The organism is Mesorhizobium loti, assembly GCA_014189435.1.
Lineage (GTDB): Bacteria > Pseudomonadota > Alphaproteobacteria > Rhizobiales > Rhizobiaceae > Mesorhizobium > Mesorhizobium loti_G.
Window position 1 is genome coordinate 3,735,154 of sequence record CP050293.1, and the last position, 16,966, is coordinate 3,752,119.

General features: G+C 61.8%; 20 protein-coding genes. 10 read left to right on the forward strand and 10 right to left on the reverse strand.

Going from position 1 to position 16,966, the window contains the following annotated elements; all coding sequences use genetic code 11:
* Window positions 1-77 precede the first annotated feature (77 nt).
* The gene (locus HB777_18390; protein ID QND65681.1) at window positions 78-662 is read left to right on the forward strand and encodes a DUF1214 domain-containing protein; all 585 of its coding nucleotides are present in this window, start codon (window positions 78-80) and stop codon (window positions 660-662) included.
* On the forward strand, window positions 655-1,224 hold the full coding sequence (locus HB777_18395; GenBank protein QND65682.1) for a DUF1254 domain-containing protein: 570 nt from the start codon (window positions 655-657) through the stop codon (window positions 1,222-1,224). Before HB777_18390 ends, HB777_18395 begins: the two co-directional genes overlap by 8 nt.
* A 37-nt stretch (window positions 1,225-1,261) precedes the next feature.
* Here the strand turns inward: HB777_18395 and HB777_18400 are convergent, their stop codons facing one another.
* Window positions 1,262-1,507 carry a hypothetical protein gene (locus HB777_18400; GenBank protein ID QND65683.1) on the reverse strand — a complete coding sequence of 82 codons (246 nt, stop codon included), beginning with the start codon at window positions 1,505-1,507 and terminating at the stop codon, window positions 1,262-1,264.
* Between the two features lie 151 nt (window positions 1,508-1,658).
* On the opposite strand from HB777_18400, the gene HB777_18405 reads away from it, so the two are divergent.
* Window positions 1,659-2,696 (forward strand): hypothetical protein, encoded by a 1,038-nt coding sequence (locus HB777_18405; protein QND65684.1) that lies wholly within the window; start codon window positions 1,659-1,661, stop codon window positions 2,694-2,696.
* Here the strand turns inward: HB777_18405 and HB777_18410 are convergent.
* The 3 genes from HB777_18410 to HB777_18420 all read right to left on the reverse strand — a co-directional run bounded on the left by HB777_18410 (window position 2,674) and on the right by HB777_18420 (window position 5,659).
* Window positions 2,674-3,021, reverse strand: coding sequence for a DUF1491 family protein (locus tag HB777_18410; GenBank protein ID QND65685.1), 348 nt, complete (start codon window positions 3,019-3,021; stop codon window positions 2,674-2,676). The genes HB777_18405 and HB777_18410 overlap by 23 nt on opposite strands.
* A 117-nt stretch (window positions 3,022-3,138) precedes the next feature.
* Window positions 3,139-3,936 (reverse strand): peptidoglycan-binding protein, encoded by a 798-nt coding sequence (locus HB777_18415; protein ID QND65686.1) that lies wholly within the window; start codon window positions 3,934-3,936, stop codon window positions 3,139-3,141.
* A complete protein-coding gene (locus tag HB777_18420) occupies window positions 3,911-5,659 on the reverse strand; it encodes a PAS domain-containing sensor histidine kinase (GenBank protein ID QND65687.1) in 1,749 nt (582 codons plus the stop codon). Before HB777_18420 ends, HB777_18415 begins: the two co-directional genes overlap by 26 nt.
* Before the next feature lie 535 nt (window positions 5,660-6,194).
* On the opposite strand from HB777_18420, the gene HB777_18425 reads away from it, so the two are divergent.
* Both HB777_18425 and HB777_18430 read left to right on the forward strand, forming a co-directional pair.
* Entirely contained in the window at window positions 6,195-6,548 is a 354-nt protein-coding gene (locus HB777_18425; GenBank protein ID QND65688.1) for a DUF5330 domain-containing protein, read from the forward strand.
* Between the two features lie 101 nt (window positions 6,549-6,649).
* A complete protein-coding gene (locus tag HB777_18430; protein QND68812.1) occupies window positions 6,650-7,078 on the forward strand; it encodes a SufE family protein in 429 nt (142 codons plus the stop codon).
* A gap of 111 nt (window positions 7,079-7,189) precedes the next feature.
* Here the strand turns inward: HB777_18430 and HB777_18435 are convergent, their stop codons facing one another.
* Both HB777_18435 and HB777_18440 read right to left on the reverse strand, forming a co-directional pair.
* On the reverse strand, window positions 7,190-7,615 hold the full coding sequence (locus HB777_18435) for a MucR family transcriptional regulator (protein QND65689.1): 426 nt from the start codon (window positions 7,613-7,615) through the stop codon (window positions 7,190-7,192).
* Between the two features lie 443 nt (window positions 7,616-8,058).
* Window positions 8,059-8,427 carry an SH3 domain-containing protein gene (locus HB777_18440; GenBank protein QND65690.1) on the reverse strand — a complete coding sequence of 123 codons (369 nt, stop codon included), beginning with the start codon at window positions 8,425-8,427 and terminating at the stop codon, window positions 8,059-8,061.
* A gap of 115 nt (window positions 8,428-8,542) precedes the next feature.
* Between HB777_18440 and HB777_18445 the strand changes: the two genes are divergently transcribed.
* From HB777_18445 to HB777_18455, 3 genes are all read left to right on the forward strand, one after another.
* Complete coding sequence (locus tag HB777_18445; protein QND65691.1) at window positions 8,543-10,666, forward strand: S9 family peptidase; 2,124 nt, start codon at window positions 8,543-8,545, stop codon at window positions 10,664-10,666.
* Window positions 10,663-11,289 (forward strand): LysE family translocator, encoded by a 627-nt coding sequence (locus tag HB777_18450; GenBank protein QND65692.1) that lies wholly within the window; start codon window positions 10,663-10,665, stop codon window positions 11,287-11,289. Before HB777_18445 ends, HB777_18450 begins: the two co-directional genes overlap by 4 nt.
* A gap of 245 nt (window positions 11,290-11,534) precedes the next feature.
* Complete coding sequence (locus tag HB777_18455; GenBank protein QND65693.1) at window positions 11,535-11,936, forward strand: SET domain-containing protein-lysine N-methyltransferase; 402 nt, start codon at window positions 11,535-11,537, stop codon at window positions 11,934-11,936.
* Here the strand turns inward: HB777_18455 and HB777_18460 are convergent.
* The 4 genes from HB777_18460 to HB777_18475 form a co-directional block, all read right to left on the reverse strand.
* Window positions 11,933-12,883: a c-type cytochrome gene (locus HB777_18460; protein ID QND65694.1), complete on the reverse strand. Its 951-nt coding sequence runs from the start codon at window positions 12,881-12,883 to the stop codon at window positions 11,933-11,935. The genes HB777_18455 and HB777_18460 overlap by 4 nt on opposite strands.
* Before the next feature lie 9 nt (window positions 12,884-12,892).
* A complete protein-coding gene (locus HB777_18465; GenBank protein ID QND65695.1) occupies window positions 12,893-13,330 on the reverse strand; it encodes a cytochrome c in 438 nt (145 codons plus the stop codon).
* A 163-nt stretch (window positions 13,331-13,493) separates the two neighbouring features.
* Window positions 13,494-14,093 (reverse strand): superoxide dismutase, encoded by a 600-nt coding sequence (locus tag HB777_18470; GenBank protein QND65696.1) that lies wholly within the window; start codon window positions 14,091-14,093, stop codon window positions 13,494-13,496.
* A gap of 107 nt (window positions 14,094-14,200) precedes the next feature.
* On the reverse strand, window positions 14,201-15,079 hold the full coding sequence (locus HB777_18475) for a branched-chain amino acid aminotransferase (protein QND65697.1): 879 nt from the start codon (window positions 15,077-15,079) through the stop codon (window positions 14,201-14,203).
* A 157-nt stretch (window positions 15,080-15,236) separates the two neighbouring features.
* Between HB777_18475 and HB777_18480 the strand changes: the two genes are divergently transcribed.
* Both HB777_18480 and HB777_18485 read left to right on the forward strand, forming a co-directional pair.
* A complete protein-coding gene (locus tag HB777_18480) occupies window positions 15,237-15,899 on the forward strand; it encodes a haloacid dehalogenase type II (GenBank protein ID QND65698.1) in 663 nt (220 codons plus the stop codon).
* A gap of 230 nt (window positions 15,900-16,129) precedes the next feature.
* Window positions 16,130-16,957: a L,D-transpeptidase gene (locus tag HB777_18485; protein ID QND65699.1), complete on the forward strand. Its 828-nt coding sequence runs from the start codon at window positions 16,130-16,132 to the stop codon at window positions 16,955-16,957.
* Window positions 16,958-16,966 lie beyond the last annotated feature (9 nt).

Consider the following 16,966-nt stretch of genomic DNA (forward strand, 5'->3'; position numbering starts at 1 on the left):
AATCCATCGGCCCGCTTGCCACAAGGCCCCACGCCGCGATATCCCCGAGCGGCAACTCTTCGTGTCCCCGGCCCTTCATGCTCAAAACTGCCTTCCTGACGCTGCTTTCGCTTGCCATAGCCATCGTCGGCGGTGGCGGCAGCGTCTGGTATGCGCTGAAAGTCCAGGATGGCGTCGGCGCCATCCGGATCGGCCAATGGACGGCCTTTCCCGATATCGGCACGCCGTCCGCCGATCCCTATTCCAAGGCCCGCGTGGCGCGCGAGGGCGTGCTTGCGCTCGGCCGCGCCGAAGGGCTGTCCTTTGTCGCCGAGCGCGACACGGGCGGCGCCGAGCTCAAGCGCGAATGCACCTACACCATCGAAGGCGGATTCCCGACGGCGCGGTTCTGGACGCTCTATGCCGCCGACCAGTCGCTCGGCGTGGTCGAAACCGGCAAACCCCGGCTAGCGGCGCTGCAGTCCTATGGGGTGGTGCGCCAGCCCGACAATTCGGTCATCATTTCCGCCGGCCATCACCCTATGCCGGGCAACTGGCTGCTGACGGACGGCTTCGGCAGGATGTATTTCGTGCTGACCTTCTACGACACGCCGATCGCCAGCAGCACCGGCCTGTCTGATGTCTCGCTGCCGCATATCGTCAAGGTCGGCTGCGATGCGTAGTTTCTATGCGGCGATGCGCGGACTTCTGCATGCCATCCTGCTCGGCCTGCTCGGCGCCGGCATCGTGCACATCGCCGTGCTGCTTCTGGTGCCTGAATTTTCCGAACGCGATGCCTGGTCGCGGCTGTCCATGGCGTCGGATCTCTACAGGATGACGCGGCTCGATGCCGAGGCCGGCGGCGCGCCCGTGGTGAAATCCGTCGACCCGCTGTTTTACGCAACGGCGTGCCGTTTCGACCTGGGCGAAGGCATGGTCCGCATCAAGGCGCCCGGACATGTCCCGTTCTGGTCGGTGTCGGTCTATGACCGCAGCGGCCACAACATCTATTCCTTCAACGACCACACGGCGAACGGCGGCGTGCTGGATGCCGTCGTGCTGACGCCGGCGCAGATGATCGACGTGCGCAAGGACCTTCCCGAGGACCTTCAGGGAGCGATCTTTGTCGAAGCGCCGATCGAGGAAGGCATCTTCGTCATCCGCGCCTTCGTGCCCGATGACAGCTGGAAGCCGATCGTATCGCGCTTCTTCGAGCAGAGTTCCTGCGAGCTGCAGGACTTCTAGATATGATCCCGGACCAATGGTCCGTGGCTGCCGAAACTCAGTGATGCGGAACCGGTTTCGTGTGCGGTGATCCCGGCTTGTCGGGGTCGACCGGCCGCACTTCGCCGGCGCTCGACCGCTCATAGCGGATGCCGGGAAAGATGATCACCGCCGCCGGCATTTCGGCGGTTTGCTTTGCTCTGGTGTTTGGTGCCGTACGCGGCACGAAAGACAGTACCATGCCCATGGTTCGCGCATTCCTCTCGGTTTCCCCGGAGCACAACGCAACGCCTCCAAATATCATTAAGGCCGGCAGAGGGTTAACGGAGCGCTAACGGATCGTCGCTAACTTGATCTTTGTTCCAAGTCAGGGCGTCCTGACCTGAGGCAAACGCGAAGCCGAGACAGTCCGGTGGAGCGTGGTCGAGATTGTGTCGAGTACGGGCGTATCCTTCGTGTCATCTTTGGACTTCAGGCAAATCGCGGTACGAAAAGACTCGGGAAAGGCCGAAAGGCTGTTCCGCGCCGCGGTGTCGGCGTTCTGCTCGCTCACCCGCCCTTCACGCCGTGAGATCGGCCAGCTCGAAGACCTGACGCTGCCGCTGTTCGACAATGTGTCCGTCGAATCCCGCCGCTATGTGGCGGCCGCCCTTTCCGAATGCGAATATGCCCCCGGCGCGTTGGTGCGCCGTCTCTGCGAGGAACCGGTCGACATTGCCGCGCCGCTGCTCATCCGCTCACGCGCCGTCAGCGACATCGATCTCATCGCGCTGATCGGGCGACATGGCCTGCCGCATGCCCGCGCCATTGCGCGCCGCAAGGGCCTGAACCCAACCATCGCCGATCTGATCAGGGCGCTGGAAAGGCCAAGCCTGGTGCGCGTGCGGGAGCCGGACGCGAAAGCCATCGCAGCAGAAGAGATCGTGCCGGTGAGCACGGAAACTGCCTCCGACGAGTCCGCCCGAGAACAGGCGCTCGGCATCGCAGCCGAGAATGCACGGCGCAGGCTGCGCTCGATGATGCGCACGGGCGACGAGGCGGCAGCGACGAACACCGATCCTTTCACGGGCGCCGACACCTATGTGAAATTGCGCGAGACAGCGCTGACGGGAAACGCCGCGTTCTTCCAGACCGCGCTCGCCGATGCGCTCGATATCGATTTCTCGACCGCGCGCTCGCTCACCGCCAACCAGAACTACGCGTCGCTGCTTGCGGCACTGCGCTCGCTGGACCTCGGCGAGGACAAGGCCTTCCTGATCACCGTTGCCGTCTACCCCAGCCAATTCCCACATCCGCAGGCTATCCGCACCTTCCTCGACCGCTACCGCCTGCTGCATCACGAGGCGGCCCAGGACAAAGTGCGGCACTGGAAAGCCGAGACCCTCTCGAGGGTGGTTCGCGACGCCGCACCGGCAAACAGCGATAGCCGCATGGCATCGAACAGCGACGATGCGGCTGAGACGTCCGGCCTCAGGGCGTCTTCACGGAAATAAGCTCCTCGACGGGCACGGTGCCGGCCTCGATCTCGACCACCCAGATGTCGGGATCGAATTTCTTCTCCCTTTCCAGCCTGGCGTCGAGCACGGCGGCATCGTCGCCGGCGCCGAGCAGACTGAAAAATCGGTCGTCGGGCTTGGCCGAATCGTAGCTTGTCTGCGGCGCCGGACCGAACAGGGCAACCTCGCCCAGCCTGCCCCGCGCCAGCACGAAGACAGCGCCGGCTTCGGTCGCGCCGCGCTTGACCACGGCGGCAAATCCGCCGGCGCCGAAAACCCGGCGCAACAGGGCCGAGACCCACAGATCCGATGTGACGCGCATGAGAGAGAACTCCGCCAATGCATGTCGCCCCCGGCTTGGGACAACAACATGCACGCAAACTAGCAAGCGGGTTCTCTACCGATATTTACGCCGCTCGGCGAGCCGTCGTTTCAGCCGTCAGTTGGTCAGGCCGATCTCGCGCATCTTGACGTAGACGATCTCATCGGGCTCGCCCGTCTGCGGCAGCCCGAACAGCGACTGGAATTCCTTGATCGCCGCCTTGGTGCGCGCGCCGACGACGCCGTCCAGTTGCATGTCGTCATTGCCGAACGCCTTGAGCCCGGCCTGGATCTTGACGATGCGGGCATCGGGCGCCTGCGTCGCGGCATTCGGATCGGCGGCATTTGCCTGCCCCGAATTCGTCTGCAGAGATACCGGAACTGCGACGGGCGTATCCGGGCGTGGCTGCGGCCTGGGTACGACTGCCGCCGTCTTCGGCGTCGCGCCCAGTTGATCCAGCAGAAGCGCGTCGATCTCGCCGGACGCACTGAGCCCGACCTTCTGCTGATAGGCCTGGATGGCCTTGCGCGTGTTGGGCCCGGAAATGCCGTCGACCGTTCCGGAGTAGAAATCGAGGTCCTTCAGTATGCCTTGCACCTGCTCGACCACCGGATCGCCTTTGATCGGCGCCGGCGTGCCGGATGGCCGCACGATGTTGAATGTCGTCTCCGGTTCGTCGGACGTTGCCCGCGGAAAGCCCTCGATGCTGCGGGTCGCGAAAAACGCGCCGGCATGCGGGAAAGGCTGATACCACAAGGCATTGGCGGAAACGTAGAACAGCGTCACCAGGAACGCCGTCGAGCCACCCACCAGGACAGGATTGCGCGAGATCATGCCGCCGACGGCGACGGCGCCGTCCTGAAAGGCATTGCTGCGGCGTTTGACCGCCTTAGGCTGTTTTGCGGAGCGAGCCATTTCTGTCCCCTTTCGCCATGGCCACAGGCATCGTCAGCACGCCGGCCTTCTCCGCCTTATGCCCCTTCGGTCCGTTCACCGGCAGGCTGATGGTCACCGTGGTGCCCTCGCCCGGCATGCTTTCGATGGACATCGTGCCTTCGTGCAGCGCCACCAGGCCCTTGACCAGCGACAGGCCGAGACCGGTCCCCTCGAAACGGCGGGTATAGTCGTTCTGGATCTGCATGAAGGGCTTGCCGAGATTGGCGAAATCCTCCTCGGCGATGCCGATGCCGGTGTCCCTGACCCAGAAGTGCAGGCGCGAACCGATCCGCTTGGCGCCGACGACGACATTGCCGCCATCGGGGGTGAACTTGATCGCATTGGAGACGAGGTTGATGAGCATCTGCTGCACCGCGCGCTGATCGGCATTGATGTCGCCGGCGTCGGGTGCGATCTGCGCCTGCAGATCGATGCTCTTGGCCTTCGCCTGCAGCTGCATCATGGACTGGCACATGTCGACCGCTTCCGCGAAGCGGAACGGCTCCGGTTCGGTCGCATAGACGCCTGATTCAATCCTGGACACGTCGAGTATCGAGGTCACGACGGCAAGCAGATGCTGGCCCGAATCCCTCACCAGGCCGACATATTCCTTCTGGCGCGGATCCTTGAAGGCGCCGAACATTTCATGCAGCAGCATGTCGGAGAAGCCGATAATGGCGTTGAGCGGCGTGCGCAGTTCGTGGCTGACCACCGCCAGGAAGCGCCCCTTCGCCACCTCGGCGGACGCGGCCGCCTCATTGGCCGCCGCCAGATCCTCGCGCAGCCGGGCAATCTCATCATTCTCGCGCAGGACAAGCGTGAAGACGTCGCCCTGTTCCTCGGCTCGCACCAGATCGAGCGAGAACGGCCGGTAATTGTCGGCGGTCAAGCGACTGTCATTCTGGCCATTGCCGTTCTGCGGCAGCCTGATGCGCAATTCGAGCCGGCGCGACAGCGCGCCGTCGCGCATGTCGGCCAGGGCGCTGAGATAGGAGACGCGATCCGACAGATGGACGCGGTCGAAGAGGCCGTTTCCAGACAGCAGTTCGGGCGGCAATTTCAAAAGCGTGCGCGCCTTTGGCGAAGCGTCCAGAACCTCGCCATGACGGGCGACGCGCAGGACCACCGCATCGATGATGTCTTCGAGCCGGTCGGCGGTGTCGACCACATCGGCCGCATCGGCCGTGTTTCGAAACGCCGATGCGCGCGGGATCAAGGTGAGCGCCCAGGCCAGCGGGACCAGCCAGTGCCACGCCGCGATCTGCGCTCCTGCGAACGGGAACACGGTTCCGGCCAGGGGCAGAGCCAGGACGGCGACAGCGGCCGACACGGCTCCCCAAAGTGCCGCGCGCCGAGAGGCGCCGATCCACCAGGCTTCGAATGGCAGCGCCACGACAAGCATGGCGACAGGCGAACTCAGCCCGCCCGCGGCGGCAATGAGACTGCCGAGAGAAATACCCGCCACTGCAAGGGCGACCTGACTTGCCATCGCCATCTTGCCGGTCGCCGCCACCAGCAAGGCGACGAACCAGCACAGGCCAAAGGCTGCGAAGATGGCGGCCATGGTGACGGCGGCGCCCATGCCTGACGTGACCAGCGTGACCGCGGCACCTGCGGCAAAGAAAGGAGCGGCGAGCATGACGCCGATGAAGCGGCGCTGGCGCTCGCGGTCGCTCCGCCCAAGGATGGACGGATGGACCATACGTTCGCAACCGGCGGCAATCGCGCCAGGCAATTCAACGTATCTGGCCTTGATTGAACTCAACTCAACGCACCCGTAATCGTCGTGGACAGCTCTGCTTTGCAGATCGTTCTGGTTGGCTCTGAAACTCGCATCCAGCGTTTAAGGAATGGATAAGGCAGGGCCGACCAAGGCCCCGGCCTGCGGCAAATATCGGGATGCCGGCGGCCGAAAGCCCGGGCAAATGCAGCCATAGTAAACGGAGGGTTATTCGGCGACGGTGCCCATCGGGTGGGTGCACGCGACACCCGGACTCCGGGATTTCAGAAAAAATACAGTAAAAACAATTATATAGATGGTTATCTCGTGTTAAGAAAAATCCCTCGGATTTGAGACAAACCGATTGCACAACGGCTCGTTTCGAATTTGCCTAAAATTTGAGGAAAATTGTCGCTTTGCCTGCAAGCCGTCCTTTGCGCCTGTGTGCCAATATACTGCCACAAAAGAGGTCATGCCATATGGACGCATGATCCGGTCACGACGAGAGGGCAAGGGCATGTTCTTTTTGATGAGAATGGCTTTCTGGTTTTCGCTGGTGCTGCTGGCGCTGCCATTGAGTGTCGGCTCCGATGAAGCGGGGCATGAAAGCGTCGGGCCGATCCAGGCCCTGTTTGCGGCACGCGAAGCAGTTGGCGACATCGCCGGCATTTGCGAACGCAAGCCCGATGTCTGTGAAACCGGCAAGTCGGCGATGCACACCATCACCGCCCGCGCCAAGGAGACCGCCAAGATCGCGGCAGCGATGCTGGACGACAAGTCCGCCGCCGGCCCCGATACATCGACGATGACCGGCAGCGTGCCGGCAGAAGTCGTGTTGCCCGAGACAGTCAACCTGCCGGCGCAGAATTAGGCCGTTTCGACGGCGCACCGCGGGCTGTCTGCCCTCTCGACGCCCGCGGTGTCCTTGTTTTTTCCGTGACGCGGAGCCGCCGCGTGACTATATCCGGCATTATGACCACCACGATCCAGACGATCCGCGACGATTTTTCGTTCCTTGAGGACTGGGAAGACCGCTATCGCTACGTCATCGAACTCGGCGAGGCGCTGCCGCCGTTTCCGGACGAGCAGCGCAGCGCCGCCAACAAGGTGCCGGGCTGCGTCAGCCAGGTCTGGCTGACCACCGAACGCGCAGCTGGGGCCGACCCGGTCATCACCTTCACCGGCGATTCGGACGCTCATATCGTGCGCGGGCTGGTCGCGATCATGCTGGCGCTGTTTTCCGGCAGGACCGCCAGCGAAATCCAGAAGACCGATGCGGAAGCGACATTGAAAGAACTCGGCCTCGACGAACATCTGTCGCCGCAGCGCGCTAACGGCCTTCGCTCGATGGTCAAGCGTATCAAGCGCGATGCCGAGACGGCGCTCAAACAGATCGCCTGAAGCGTTTCACACTCTTCCTGGAACTGCTCTGCTCGATCAGCGCGTTGCCGCCCCGTAAAATCAAACGGCGCCCGAAGGCGCCGTTTTTCGATTCGATCTGGCTGGCAGCGATTACCGCGCCTTGCGCTTGCGGCCGAGACCCATCTTCTTGGCGAGCTGGGACCGGGCAGCGGCATAGTTGGGTGCAACCATCGGATAGGTCGGGTCGAGGTTCCACTTTTCGCGATACTGATCCGGCGTCAGGTCATAATGGGTCATCAAATGGCGCTTCAGCGACTTGAACTTCTTGCCGTCTTCGAGGCAGACGATGTAGTCGTCATGAACCGAGCGCTTCGGGTTGACCGCCGGCTTTTGCTTGTCGGCAGGCGGTTGTTCGGCGGTTCCGCCCACACGCCCGAGTGCGGCATGGACATCGGATATCAGGTTCGGCAATTCGCCGACCGGCACGGGATTGTTGCTGACATAGGCGGCCACCACATCGGCGGTCAACTCGATCAGCGCATCGCTGTTTCGGGAAGGTGTTTCGACAATATCCATGGTCTTCAGGCCCCAACAAGAGTTACTTCGATCCGAGCCCTTTTTTACAGGCAGGGCATTGCACGAACTTTGTGCAGGTAGAGCTTCTGCGATTCGTGTCGCGGGCACATCAATGAGCCCGCGCACCAAGTAAGTCAATTCGCCCCTTGCGCTATATTGAGCGATGTTGGTCAATTATTCCCAGATCAGCTTCAATCTTTCGTGCATTGTGTAATTTATCGATATTTCGCGCGCCAACCAGCAACGGCTGACGCAACGTCAGCTCTCCGTTACATTCGGGGCAACTCACAAAGCAGGTTTCAATGCTTGATTTTGCTTGGCTATTGCACACGCGAACTTGGTTGTTCACACCTGTCCACAAAACCACAGGTTGCCGCCATTGCACAAGCAATCAGGCGACATGCCTGTCACCCAATCAGGTCGGTTAACCGCTCCCGCGTCAATCAACGCGGGGTGATGTATTTGCCGTAGGCCCACCCGGTGACAAAGTTGCCGTTCTGGGCCGGGTCATGCCAGATTTCGCACCAACGATAGCGAACCTTCTGTTCCTGCTTCCACGCCGGCTGGTTGGCGATGTCGAGCAGGTTTATCCCGCCGGTGCATCGTCCGGTCATCTGCAGAACGGTCCCGTTCGGGTATGCCGCCTGCTTCTGGGACGTGCCCGAAGGGTATTTGCGCACATTGAGCGTGTCGCCGAACGGTACATTGGCCACTTGCCAAGCCGCGAATACGGTCGCATGAGACTGGCCGGCAAAGGCCAGAGTGAGCGAAGCAACGGCGAAAGCCGCAGCAGTCCGAGAATAAACAGTCATCATCTCTCCTCCCGACCCATCTCCTGGAGCCGACACAACCCCTAGACTGCGGCTCTTGAACCCGCCCTGATCGGCGTATTCATTCGCCATTCAAGATACTTCAAAGCGAGACGCAATGACCAAGACATCAGCATTTCCGATCGTCAGCCCGCCAACGCCCGAGAAGCGGCCGGTTTTTGACACGCATCACGGCATCACGCGAACCGACGACTATGCCTGGCTGCGAGCCGACAACTGGCAGGAGATGTTCCGGGACCCGTCATTGCTCGATGCGGGGATCCGCGCTGAGCTTGAGGCAGAGAATGCCTACCAGTCAAAGCTGATGGCCGACACGGTCGAGCTGCAAAAGCAGCTTTTCAAGGAGATGAAGGGCCGTATCAAGGAGGACGATTCTTCCGTGCCGATGAAGGATGGAGCCTATGCCTATGGCTCGTCCTTCAAGCTTGGCGGCGAGCAGCCGCGCTATTTCCGCATGCCGCGCGACGGCGGCGCCGAGCATATCCTGCTCGACGGCGATGCGGAGGCCGCGGGCAAGGCCTATTTCCGTCTTGGCGGCGTCGACCATTCGGCCGACCACGCCAAACTGCTGTGGGCATTCGACGACAAGGGCTCCGAATTCTACACGCTTCGCGTGCGCGACCTTGCCGATGGCAAGGAGCTTGCCGACCAGATACCCGACACCGGCGGCTCAGGTGTCTGGAACGCCGGCAATGACGGCTTCTTCTACACGCGGCTCGACCCCAACCACCGCCCGTCCAAGGTGCTGTTCCATGCGCTGGGCGACAGCCCGCAAAGCGATCGGCTGATCTATGAGGAAACCGATCCTGGCTTCTTCATGAATGTCGACGGCACCCGCAACAACGAATGGATCATGATCGGCATCAACGATCACGAGACTTCGGAATATCGCCTCTTGAGCGCCAGCGATCCGTTTGCCGAACCGAAACTGGTCTCGCCGCGCGAGGTCGGCCTCCAGTATGACCTTGAAGAAGGCGGCGACATCTTCTTCATCCTGACCAATGCCGATGGCGCCAAGGATTTCAAGATCATGACGGCGCCGGCGAGCGATCCGGTCCGTGCCAACTGGCAGGAACTGGTGCCGCACGAGCCGGGCCGGCTGATCCTGTCCGTGATCGGCTTCAGGGACCACATGGTCCGGCTGGAGCGCAAGGAAGGCCTGCCGCGCATTGTCGTGCGCGACCGCGAGAGCGGCGAGGAGCATCTTCTGTCGCTCGACGAGGAGGCTTTCTCGCTCGGCCTGTCGGGTTCCTATGAGTACGACACCGAGATCATGCGCTTTTCCTATTCGTCGATGACGACGCCGGCCCAGGTGTTCGACTACAATATGCGCACCCGCGAGCGGGTGCTGCTGAAGACCCAGGAAGTGCCGTCCGGCCATGATGCGGACCACTATGTGACGCGGCGGCTGATGGCGCCGGCCAGCGATGGCGAACTGGTGCCGATCTCGCTTTTGCACCATCGCGACACGCCGCTGGATGGATCCGCACCTTGCCTGCTTTACGGCTACGGCTCCTATGGCATCACCGTGCCGGCCGCCTTCAACACCAACTGGTTCTCGCTGGTCGACCGCGGCTTTGTCTTCGCCATCGCCCATGTCCGCGGCGGCAAGGACAAGGGCTATGGCTGGTACGACGACGGCAAGCGGGAGAACAAGATGAATACGTTCACCGATTTCATCGCCGTCGCGCGCCATCTGGTCACCGAGCGTTACACGGCGCATGACCGCATCGTCGCGCAAGGCGGTTCGGCCGGCGGCATGCTGATGGGCGCCATCGCCAATATGGCGCCGGATTGCTTTGGCGGCATCGTCGCCGAGGTTCCTTTCGTCGACGTGCTCACCACAATGCTCGACGCAACCCTGCCGCTGACGCCGCCGGAATGGCCTGAATGGGGCAATCCGATCGCATCCGCCGACGACTACCGAACCATCGCTGCCTACTCGCCCTATGACAATGTCGCAGCGCTCGACTATCCGCCGATCCTGGCGCTGGCCGGCCTCACCGATCCGCGCGTCACCTATTGGGAACCGGCCAAATGGGTGGCGCGGCTGCGCGACCGCAAGAGCGGCGACAATCCGGTGCTGTTCAAGATCAACATGGATTCCGGCCATGCCGGCGCCTCCGGCCGGTTTTCAAGGCTGGAGGAGATCGCCTACACCTATTCGTTTGCACTGAAGGCGATGGGCAAGGCGGAGCTTACGGGAGGAACCGACAGATGATCGATCTCGCTACATTGACTGCCTATGTCGCGGTTGTGCTCGGCTTCGTCTTTATTCCGGGTCCGGCCACGCTCCTTACCATAGCGCGGGCAACGAGCTCCGGAACCAAGGTTGGCATCGCGACCGGCGCCGGGATCGCTGCCGGCGACGTGTTTCACACCGTCATGGCGATGGTCGGCATCTCGGCGATCATCGCCACATCGGCGACGCTGTTCAGCATCGTAAAGTACATCGGTGCGGCCTACCTCGTTTATCTCGGCATTCGTGCGATCATCGAGAAAACACCGGCCGACCCGGCTGCCGGCGCGCTCGCGATCTCCGCCGGCAAGGCGTTTCGACAGGCTATCCTGACCGAAGTGCTCAATCCCAAGACCGCGCTTTTCTTCCTTGCATTCCTGCCTCAGTTCGTGCGGCCTGAAAACGGATCGGTGACGCTTCAGATGACTGCGTTAGGGGTCATCTTCGTGGTACTGGGCCTTTTCAGCACGGTCGTCTTTGCCATGAGCGCTGGCCGGCTCGGCACGTTCCTGCGCCGAAATCCGGCGGTGTTGCGATGGCAAGGCAAAGTCGTCGGCGGCATCTACTGCGCGCTGGGTGTTCGGCTCGCGCTGCAGCAGCGCTGACCTTTTCATCCCTGTTCAAAGCAACCTCGCCGCCGGTCAACGGAACGGGTCGCGAACCGCGCCGCCGCTGTTCCTCGACGGATTTCCAAGGTCATGAATTTTTGATTTGCGTATGATCTTTTCCGAGACTTCATTTCGCGGTCATGCGCCGCGATTTTCTGCTCGCAATTGCCACCATCGCGCGCTACCCAATGCCCGGCTCTTTCAAAGCCGCGACTGCCAGTACTATCTTGCAAGGGTCCGCCATGCTGCTCGTTGACGTCTATCTCGACAAATCGTCCATCCAGGGCATCGGTGTGTTTGCCAGGGCCCAGATTCCGCGGGGCACGCTGATCTGGAAGCTGGACCCGAGATTCGATCGGATCATCGACGTGGAAACTTATGAGAGCGAAAGCGGATCGGTGAAGAGCTATCTCGACCGCTATTCTTACCCCGACCGGCGCGACCCGAACTACATCGTCTTCGAAGCCGACGACGCGCGCTTCATGAACCATGCGGACGAGCCGAATTGCGACGTCTCCTCACCTGAGGAAACATACGCCTTGCGCGATATCGCACCTGGCGAGGAACTGACCTGCGACTACAATCATTTCTTTGAAACCGGCTTCGATTTCCTCGGCGACCGCCACCTGTCGCCGGAAAACTAGCTCGCCGGCTTTTTGCGCGGCGGATAGCCGTTTGGATGCGGCGGTATCGCCTTGAGATAGGCGGCGATGGCCGCACGGTCCTCCGGCGCCAGTTCTGCCATGTTCCGCTGCACGTCGACCATGGCGCCGCCGACGGAATCGAATTCAGGCGTAAAGCCGGTTTCGAGGTAGTTGGCGATGTCGGCTTCCGACCAATCGCCTATACCGCCCTCGCCCGATGTGATGTTCGGCACGACGCCGCTGCCTTCGGCAGCCACCGCACCGGCCAGCCACGCGTTCTTTTTCGTACCACCTGCAAAGTCGCGCGGCGTGTGGCATTCGCCGCAATGGCCCGGCCCTTCGACCAGATGGCGGCCGGCCATCACCGGATCGGGCGTGCCATCGGGGAATGCAATGACCGGCTGGTCACTGAGGTAGAGCAATTTCCATAGACCGATGCCGCGACGAATGTTGAAGGGAAAACCGAGCGAATTGCCCGGTGCGTTGCCGGCGACCGCCGGCAACGTCTTCAGGAAGGCATAGAGATCGGCAATGTCGGCCGGCTTCATGCGCGCGTAGGACGCATAGGGAAACGCTGGATAGAAATGCTCGCCCGAGGGCGATACGCCCTTCAGCATGGCGTTGGCGAGGTCCTCGGCCGACCAGGCGCCGATGCCGTCCTTGGGATCTTGCGAGATGTTGGGCGGGACGAAGGTTCCGAACGGCGTCTTGAGCTCGAGCCCACCCACGAGTTGAAGCCGCGCATCGCCCTGTGAGCCCGGCTTTGCGTGGCAGGACGTGCAGCCGCCGGCATAGAAGATGCGCTTGCCCTTGGCCGGGTCGCCAGGGCCGAGCTTGGCCAGGGTCTCACTGTCGAGCCTCACCGGCGCCGACAGCACCCAACCGGCAACCGCGCCGACGCCGCCCAGAATGACGAGGGCGCCGACGAGTTTTTTCAGCCAGGGCATCGCCCGCTATCAGCCCTTTTTCACTCGATAGGTCTGGTGGCAGGTGCCGCAATTGGAAGCAATCGCGCCAAACTGCGTCTTCAACGTATCGACATCGGCGGGAGCGGCGGCGGTGGCTGCCTTGACGTCGGCGAGATATTTGTCCTCAACGGCCTTGAAGCCAGCCGTGTCTTCCCAAATCTTGGGCGCCGCTGTCGTGTCGCCTGTATCGCTGCCTGCCGGGAACAGCGCAGCGGCATCGAATTTCTCGGCATTCGCCTGCAATGCCTGCAACTGCGTCAGCACGGCAGCGGCATCAAAAGGCTCCTCACCCTTGACCACTTTCGAAATGCCGCCGACGATCTTTCCACGTTCCTTCATCAGTGCCTGCCGATCGAGGATCGGGTCGGCAAGGGCCGCCGAGGCGGCGAGTGCAAGCATAGAGATGGCGATAACAAGCTTTCTCATTCAATTGGCTCCGTGATGAAGGCATTTCGGGACAGGACGTTAACGGATGCTACAGGGGGAAAATTCCCTTCCCCCAGATGATTTTTTTCCAGACTTTGCTGTTACGGGAAACTCGACGCAGAAAAAGAAAAGCCCCGGGAATGCCGGGGCTTTCTACGATCGATCACTTCGCCTTTTCGTACAATTCCAGCACGTGATCCCAATTGATCAGGCTGTCGACGAACGCCTCGAGATATTTCGGCCGGGCGTTGCGATAGTCGATGTAATAGGAGTGCTCCCAGACATCGACGCCGAGGATCGGCGACGCGCCATGGACGAGCGGGTTCTCGCCATTCGGCGTTTTCGAGATCGCCAGCTTGCCGTCCTTGACTGAAACCCAGGCCCAGCCGGAGCCGAACTGTGTCGTGCCGGCGGCAATGAAGTCGGCCTTGAATTTGTCGTAGCCACCGAGATCGCTATCGACTGCCTTCTGCAGGGCGCCGGGCAGCTTGTTGCCGCCGCCACCCTTCTTCATCCACTTCCAGAAATGGATGTGGTTGTAGTGCTGGGCGGCATTGTTGAAGAGGCCGGCATTCTTGCCGAACGACTGCTTGACCACCTCTTCGACCGACAGGTCGCCCAGGCCGGCCTCGGCGGCGAGCTTGTTGCCGTTGTCGACATACGCCTTGTGGTGCTTGTCGTGGTGATATTCCAGCGTCTCTTTCGACATGTAAGGCTGCAAGGCCTCATAGTCGTAAGGCAGAGCGGGCAATTCAAAAGCCATGGATGGTACTCCCTCGTGGAAAAATCCGGTGTCGATACCGGACTAAGATAGGTCTGGAATGGGTTGGGACAACTCCGGGATGAAGCGTCGATCGCCTTTTTATCCGCTCAAGCGGCGGAAGTCGAATGCGCCCAATCCCAATAGAGTTCGCGCGCCTTCTTGGCCACCGGCCCGGGTTGCAAATTGCGATCCTCGATGCGGGTGATCGGCACCACCTTGGAATGGTTGCCGGTCGAAAAGATCTCGTCCGCTTCGAGGAAATCGCGCACCGACAGCGTCTTTTCGGTGGTCTTGAAGCCATACTCGCCAAGCAGCGTTATCGTGCGCGAGCGGGTGATGCCGGACAGGAACGTGCCGTTCGGCGCCGGTGTAAAGACATGGCCGTCCTTGACCAGGAAGATGTTCGAGGTTCCGGTCTCGGCGACATTGCCCAGCATGTCGAGCACCATCGCGTTGTCGAAGCCGCGCATCTTGGCTTCGAGAATGGCACGGCCGTTGTTGGGGTAGAGGCAGCCGGCCTTGGCGTTGGTCGGCATGGTTTCGATGGTCGGACGCCGAAACGGCGACACCGTCACCGAAAAGCCGGTCGGCGGGATCATCGGCGATTCGTAGAGGCAAAGGCAGAAGCGGGTCGAGGCGGGATCAGCCGGCACGCCCATATAGCCGCCATGCTCGGCCCAGTACATCGGCCTGATGTAGACCGCAGTCTTGCCGTCGAACTTCTTCAACCCATCCCATGTCAGCCCGACGATCTTGTCGGCGGTCATATTCGGCTTGAGGCCAAGCGCGATCGCCGAGGAATTCACCCTGGCGGCATGAAGCTCGAGGTCCGGCGCCACGCCTTCGAACCAGCGGCCGCCGTCGAACACGCTGGTGCCGAGCCACATCGCGTGGCTGCGCGGCCCCAGAATGGCGACATTGCCCTCGTGCCAATCACCATCGACGAAAGTCCATGTCGTGGATTGCGCCGCAGCCGCCAGTGTCATCGTGTTGTCCCGTCTCAATCGGTCTCGTGTGACAGCCATTGGAAGATGCTTTGGCGGGCGCCGTCAACCGGCATCAAGGAGTTTTGTTGAGGCCAGCGCCGGGGCGCGATGCAATCAAAGCTTGCACCTTGTCGCGCCTGCCCTCAAAACTGTTGTCATGCAATACGCCGCCTATGTTTTCGACGCCTATGGCACGCTGTTCGACGTGCATGCCGCCGTGCGCCGTCATGCCGACCGGATCGGGCCGGACGGCCAATTGTTGTCCGAGATCTGGCGCGCCAAGCAGCTCGAATATTCCTGGGTGCGCACGCTGATGGGCGCCTATGCCGATTTCTGGCAGCTGACCGAACAGGCGCTCGATTTCGCCTTGCGCAAGGTTCCCTCTGCCGATCCCGGCCTCAAGGCGACATTGCTGGATGCCTATTGGCGGCTGGATTGCTATCCGGAAGTGCCGGCCGTGCTCAAGGCACTCAAGGCTTCGGGGGCGAGGTTGGCGATCCTGTCCAACGGCTCGCCCGAAATGCTGCAGGCAGCGGTCAAATCCGCCGCGCTCGACCAGGTTCTGGACGATATCTATTCCGTCGATACGGTGCGGCGCTTCAAAACCGATCCGGCAGTCTACGACATGGTCGCCACGGGCTGGCGCCTCTACCCCGGCGCGGTTTCCTTCCAGTCCTCCAATCGCTGGGACATTGCAGGCGCCACCAAATTCGGCTTCCGCACCGTCTGGATCAACCGTTCCAACCAGCCCGAGGAATACCGGGACTTCCCGCCGGCCCTGATCCTGCCATCGCTCGAAGCCTTGGTGCCCGGCAGCTAGTGCATGTCGCCCAAAAGTGGCCCCGGTTTTGGGACAACGACATGCGCAAAACGGAGGTTGGAAAGCTGTGTCTCTGGCGCCACAGTGGCGGCGCAGTCACAGCTTCGCCTTTGTTTGTCCACCTTCAGGCCAGAATCGGAACCGCCTATCGCCCTAGGTGTTGTCAGGCACCCGCGCAACTGTCGGCGCATTGACGCTTTGTTGCGATTTGAGACTTAAAGAAGGCAACCATGTCCAAAACCGAAATCGAATCCTTTCGCCTGAGCCGTCGCGGCTTTCTCAATGCCGCAGCCCTGGGCGCCGCTTCGATCGCGGTTTCCGCGTGCGCCACCACCGGACCAGGGCCGGTCGAGCCGCCGCCGCCGCCAACCTATGTCGAGCCGCCTCTGCCCGACTATGCGACGATGTATGCGGCCGTCAGCGATGGCGGTTTCGACCTTCCGGCCATACCGTTCGACAAAATCGATCCGCAGTTCCTGCGCCAGGTCGTGCCCGATCCGACTGGACAGAAGCCCGGCACCATCATCGTCGACACCACCGGACACCATCTCTATCTGGTGCGCCCGGGCGGCCAGGCGATCCGTTACGGTGTCGGTCTCGGCCGCGCAGGGTTCGAATGGTCCGGCGACGCTGTGGTCCAGTGGAAGCAAAAGTGGCCGAAGTGGACGCCGCCGGATGAAATGATCGCTAGGCAGCCGGAATTGAAGCCATACAGCGCCGACAATGGCGGCATGCCCGGTGGCTTGAAGAACCCGCTTGGTGCGCGTGCGCTCTATCTTTTCCAGGGCAACGTCGACACGCTCTACCGCCTGCACGGCTCGCCGGAGTGGCGGTCGATCGGCAAGTCGGTCTCGTCAGGCTGCGTACGCCTGATGAACCAGGACATTATCGACCTCTATGACCGCGTGCCCTCGAAGACGCCGGTCATCGTGACCAGCGACGCCAGCCAGCCGATGGTGGCGACAGCCAGCGGCAAGGCTATCCCGATCGATGCCGGCGTACCGGACGGATCGGTGCTGCTTGGGCCGGTCAAGGCGATCACCAACTCGATCTTCTGAGCTGGCGAG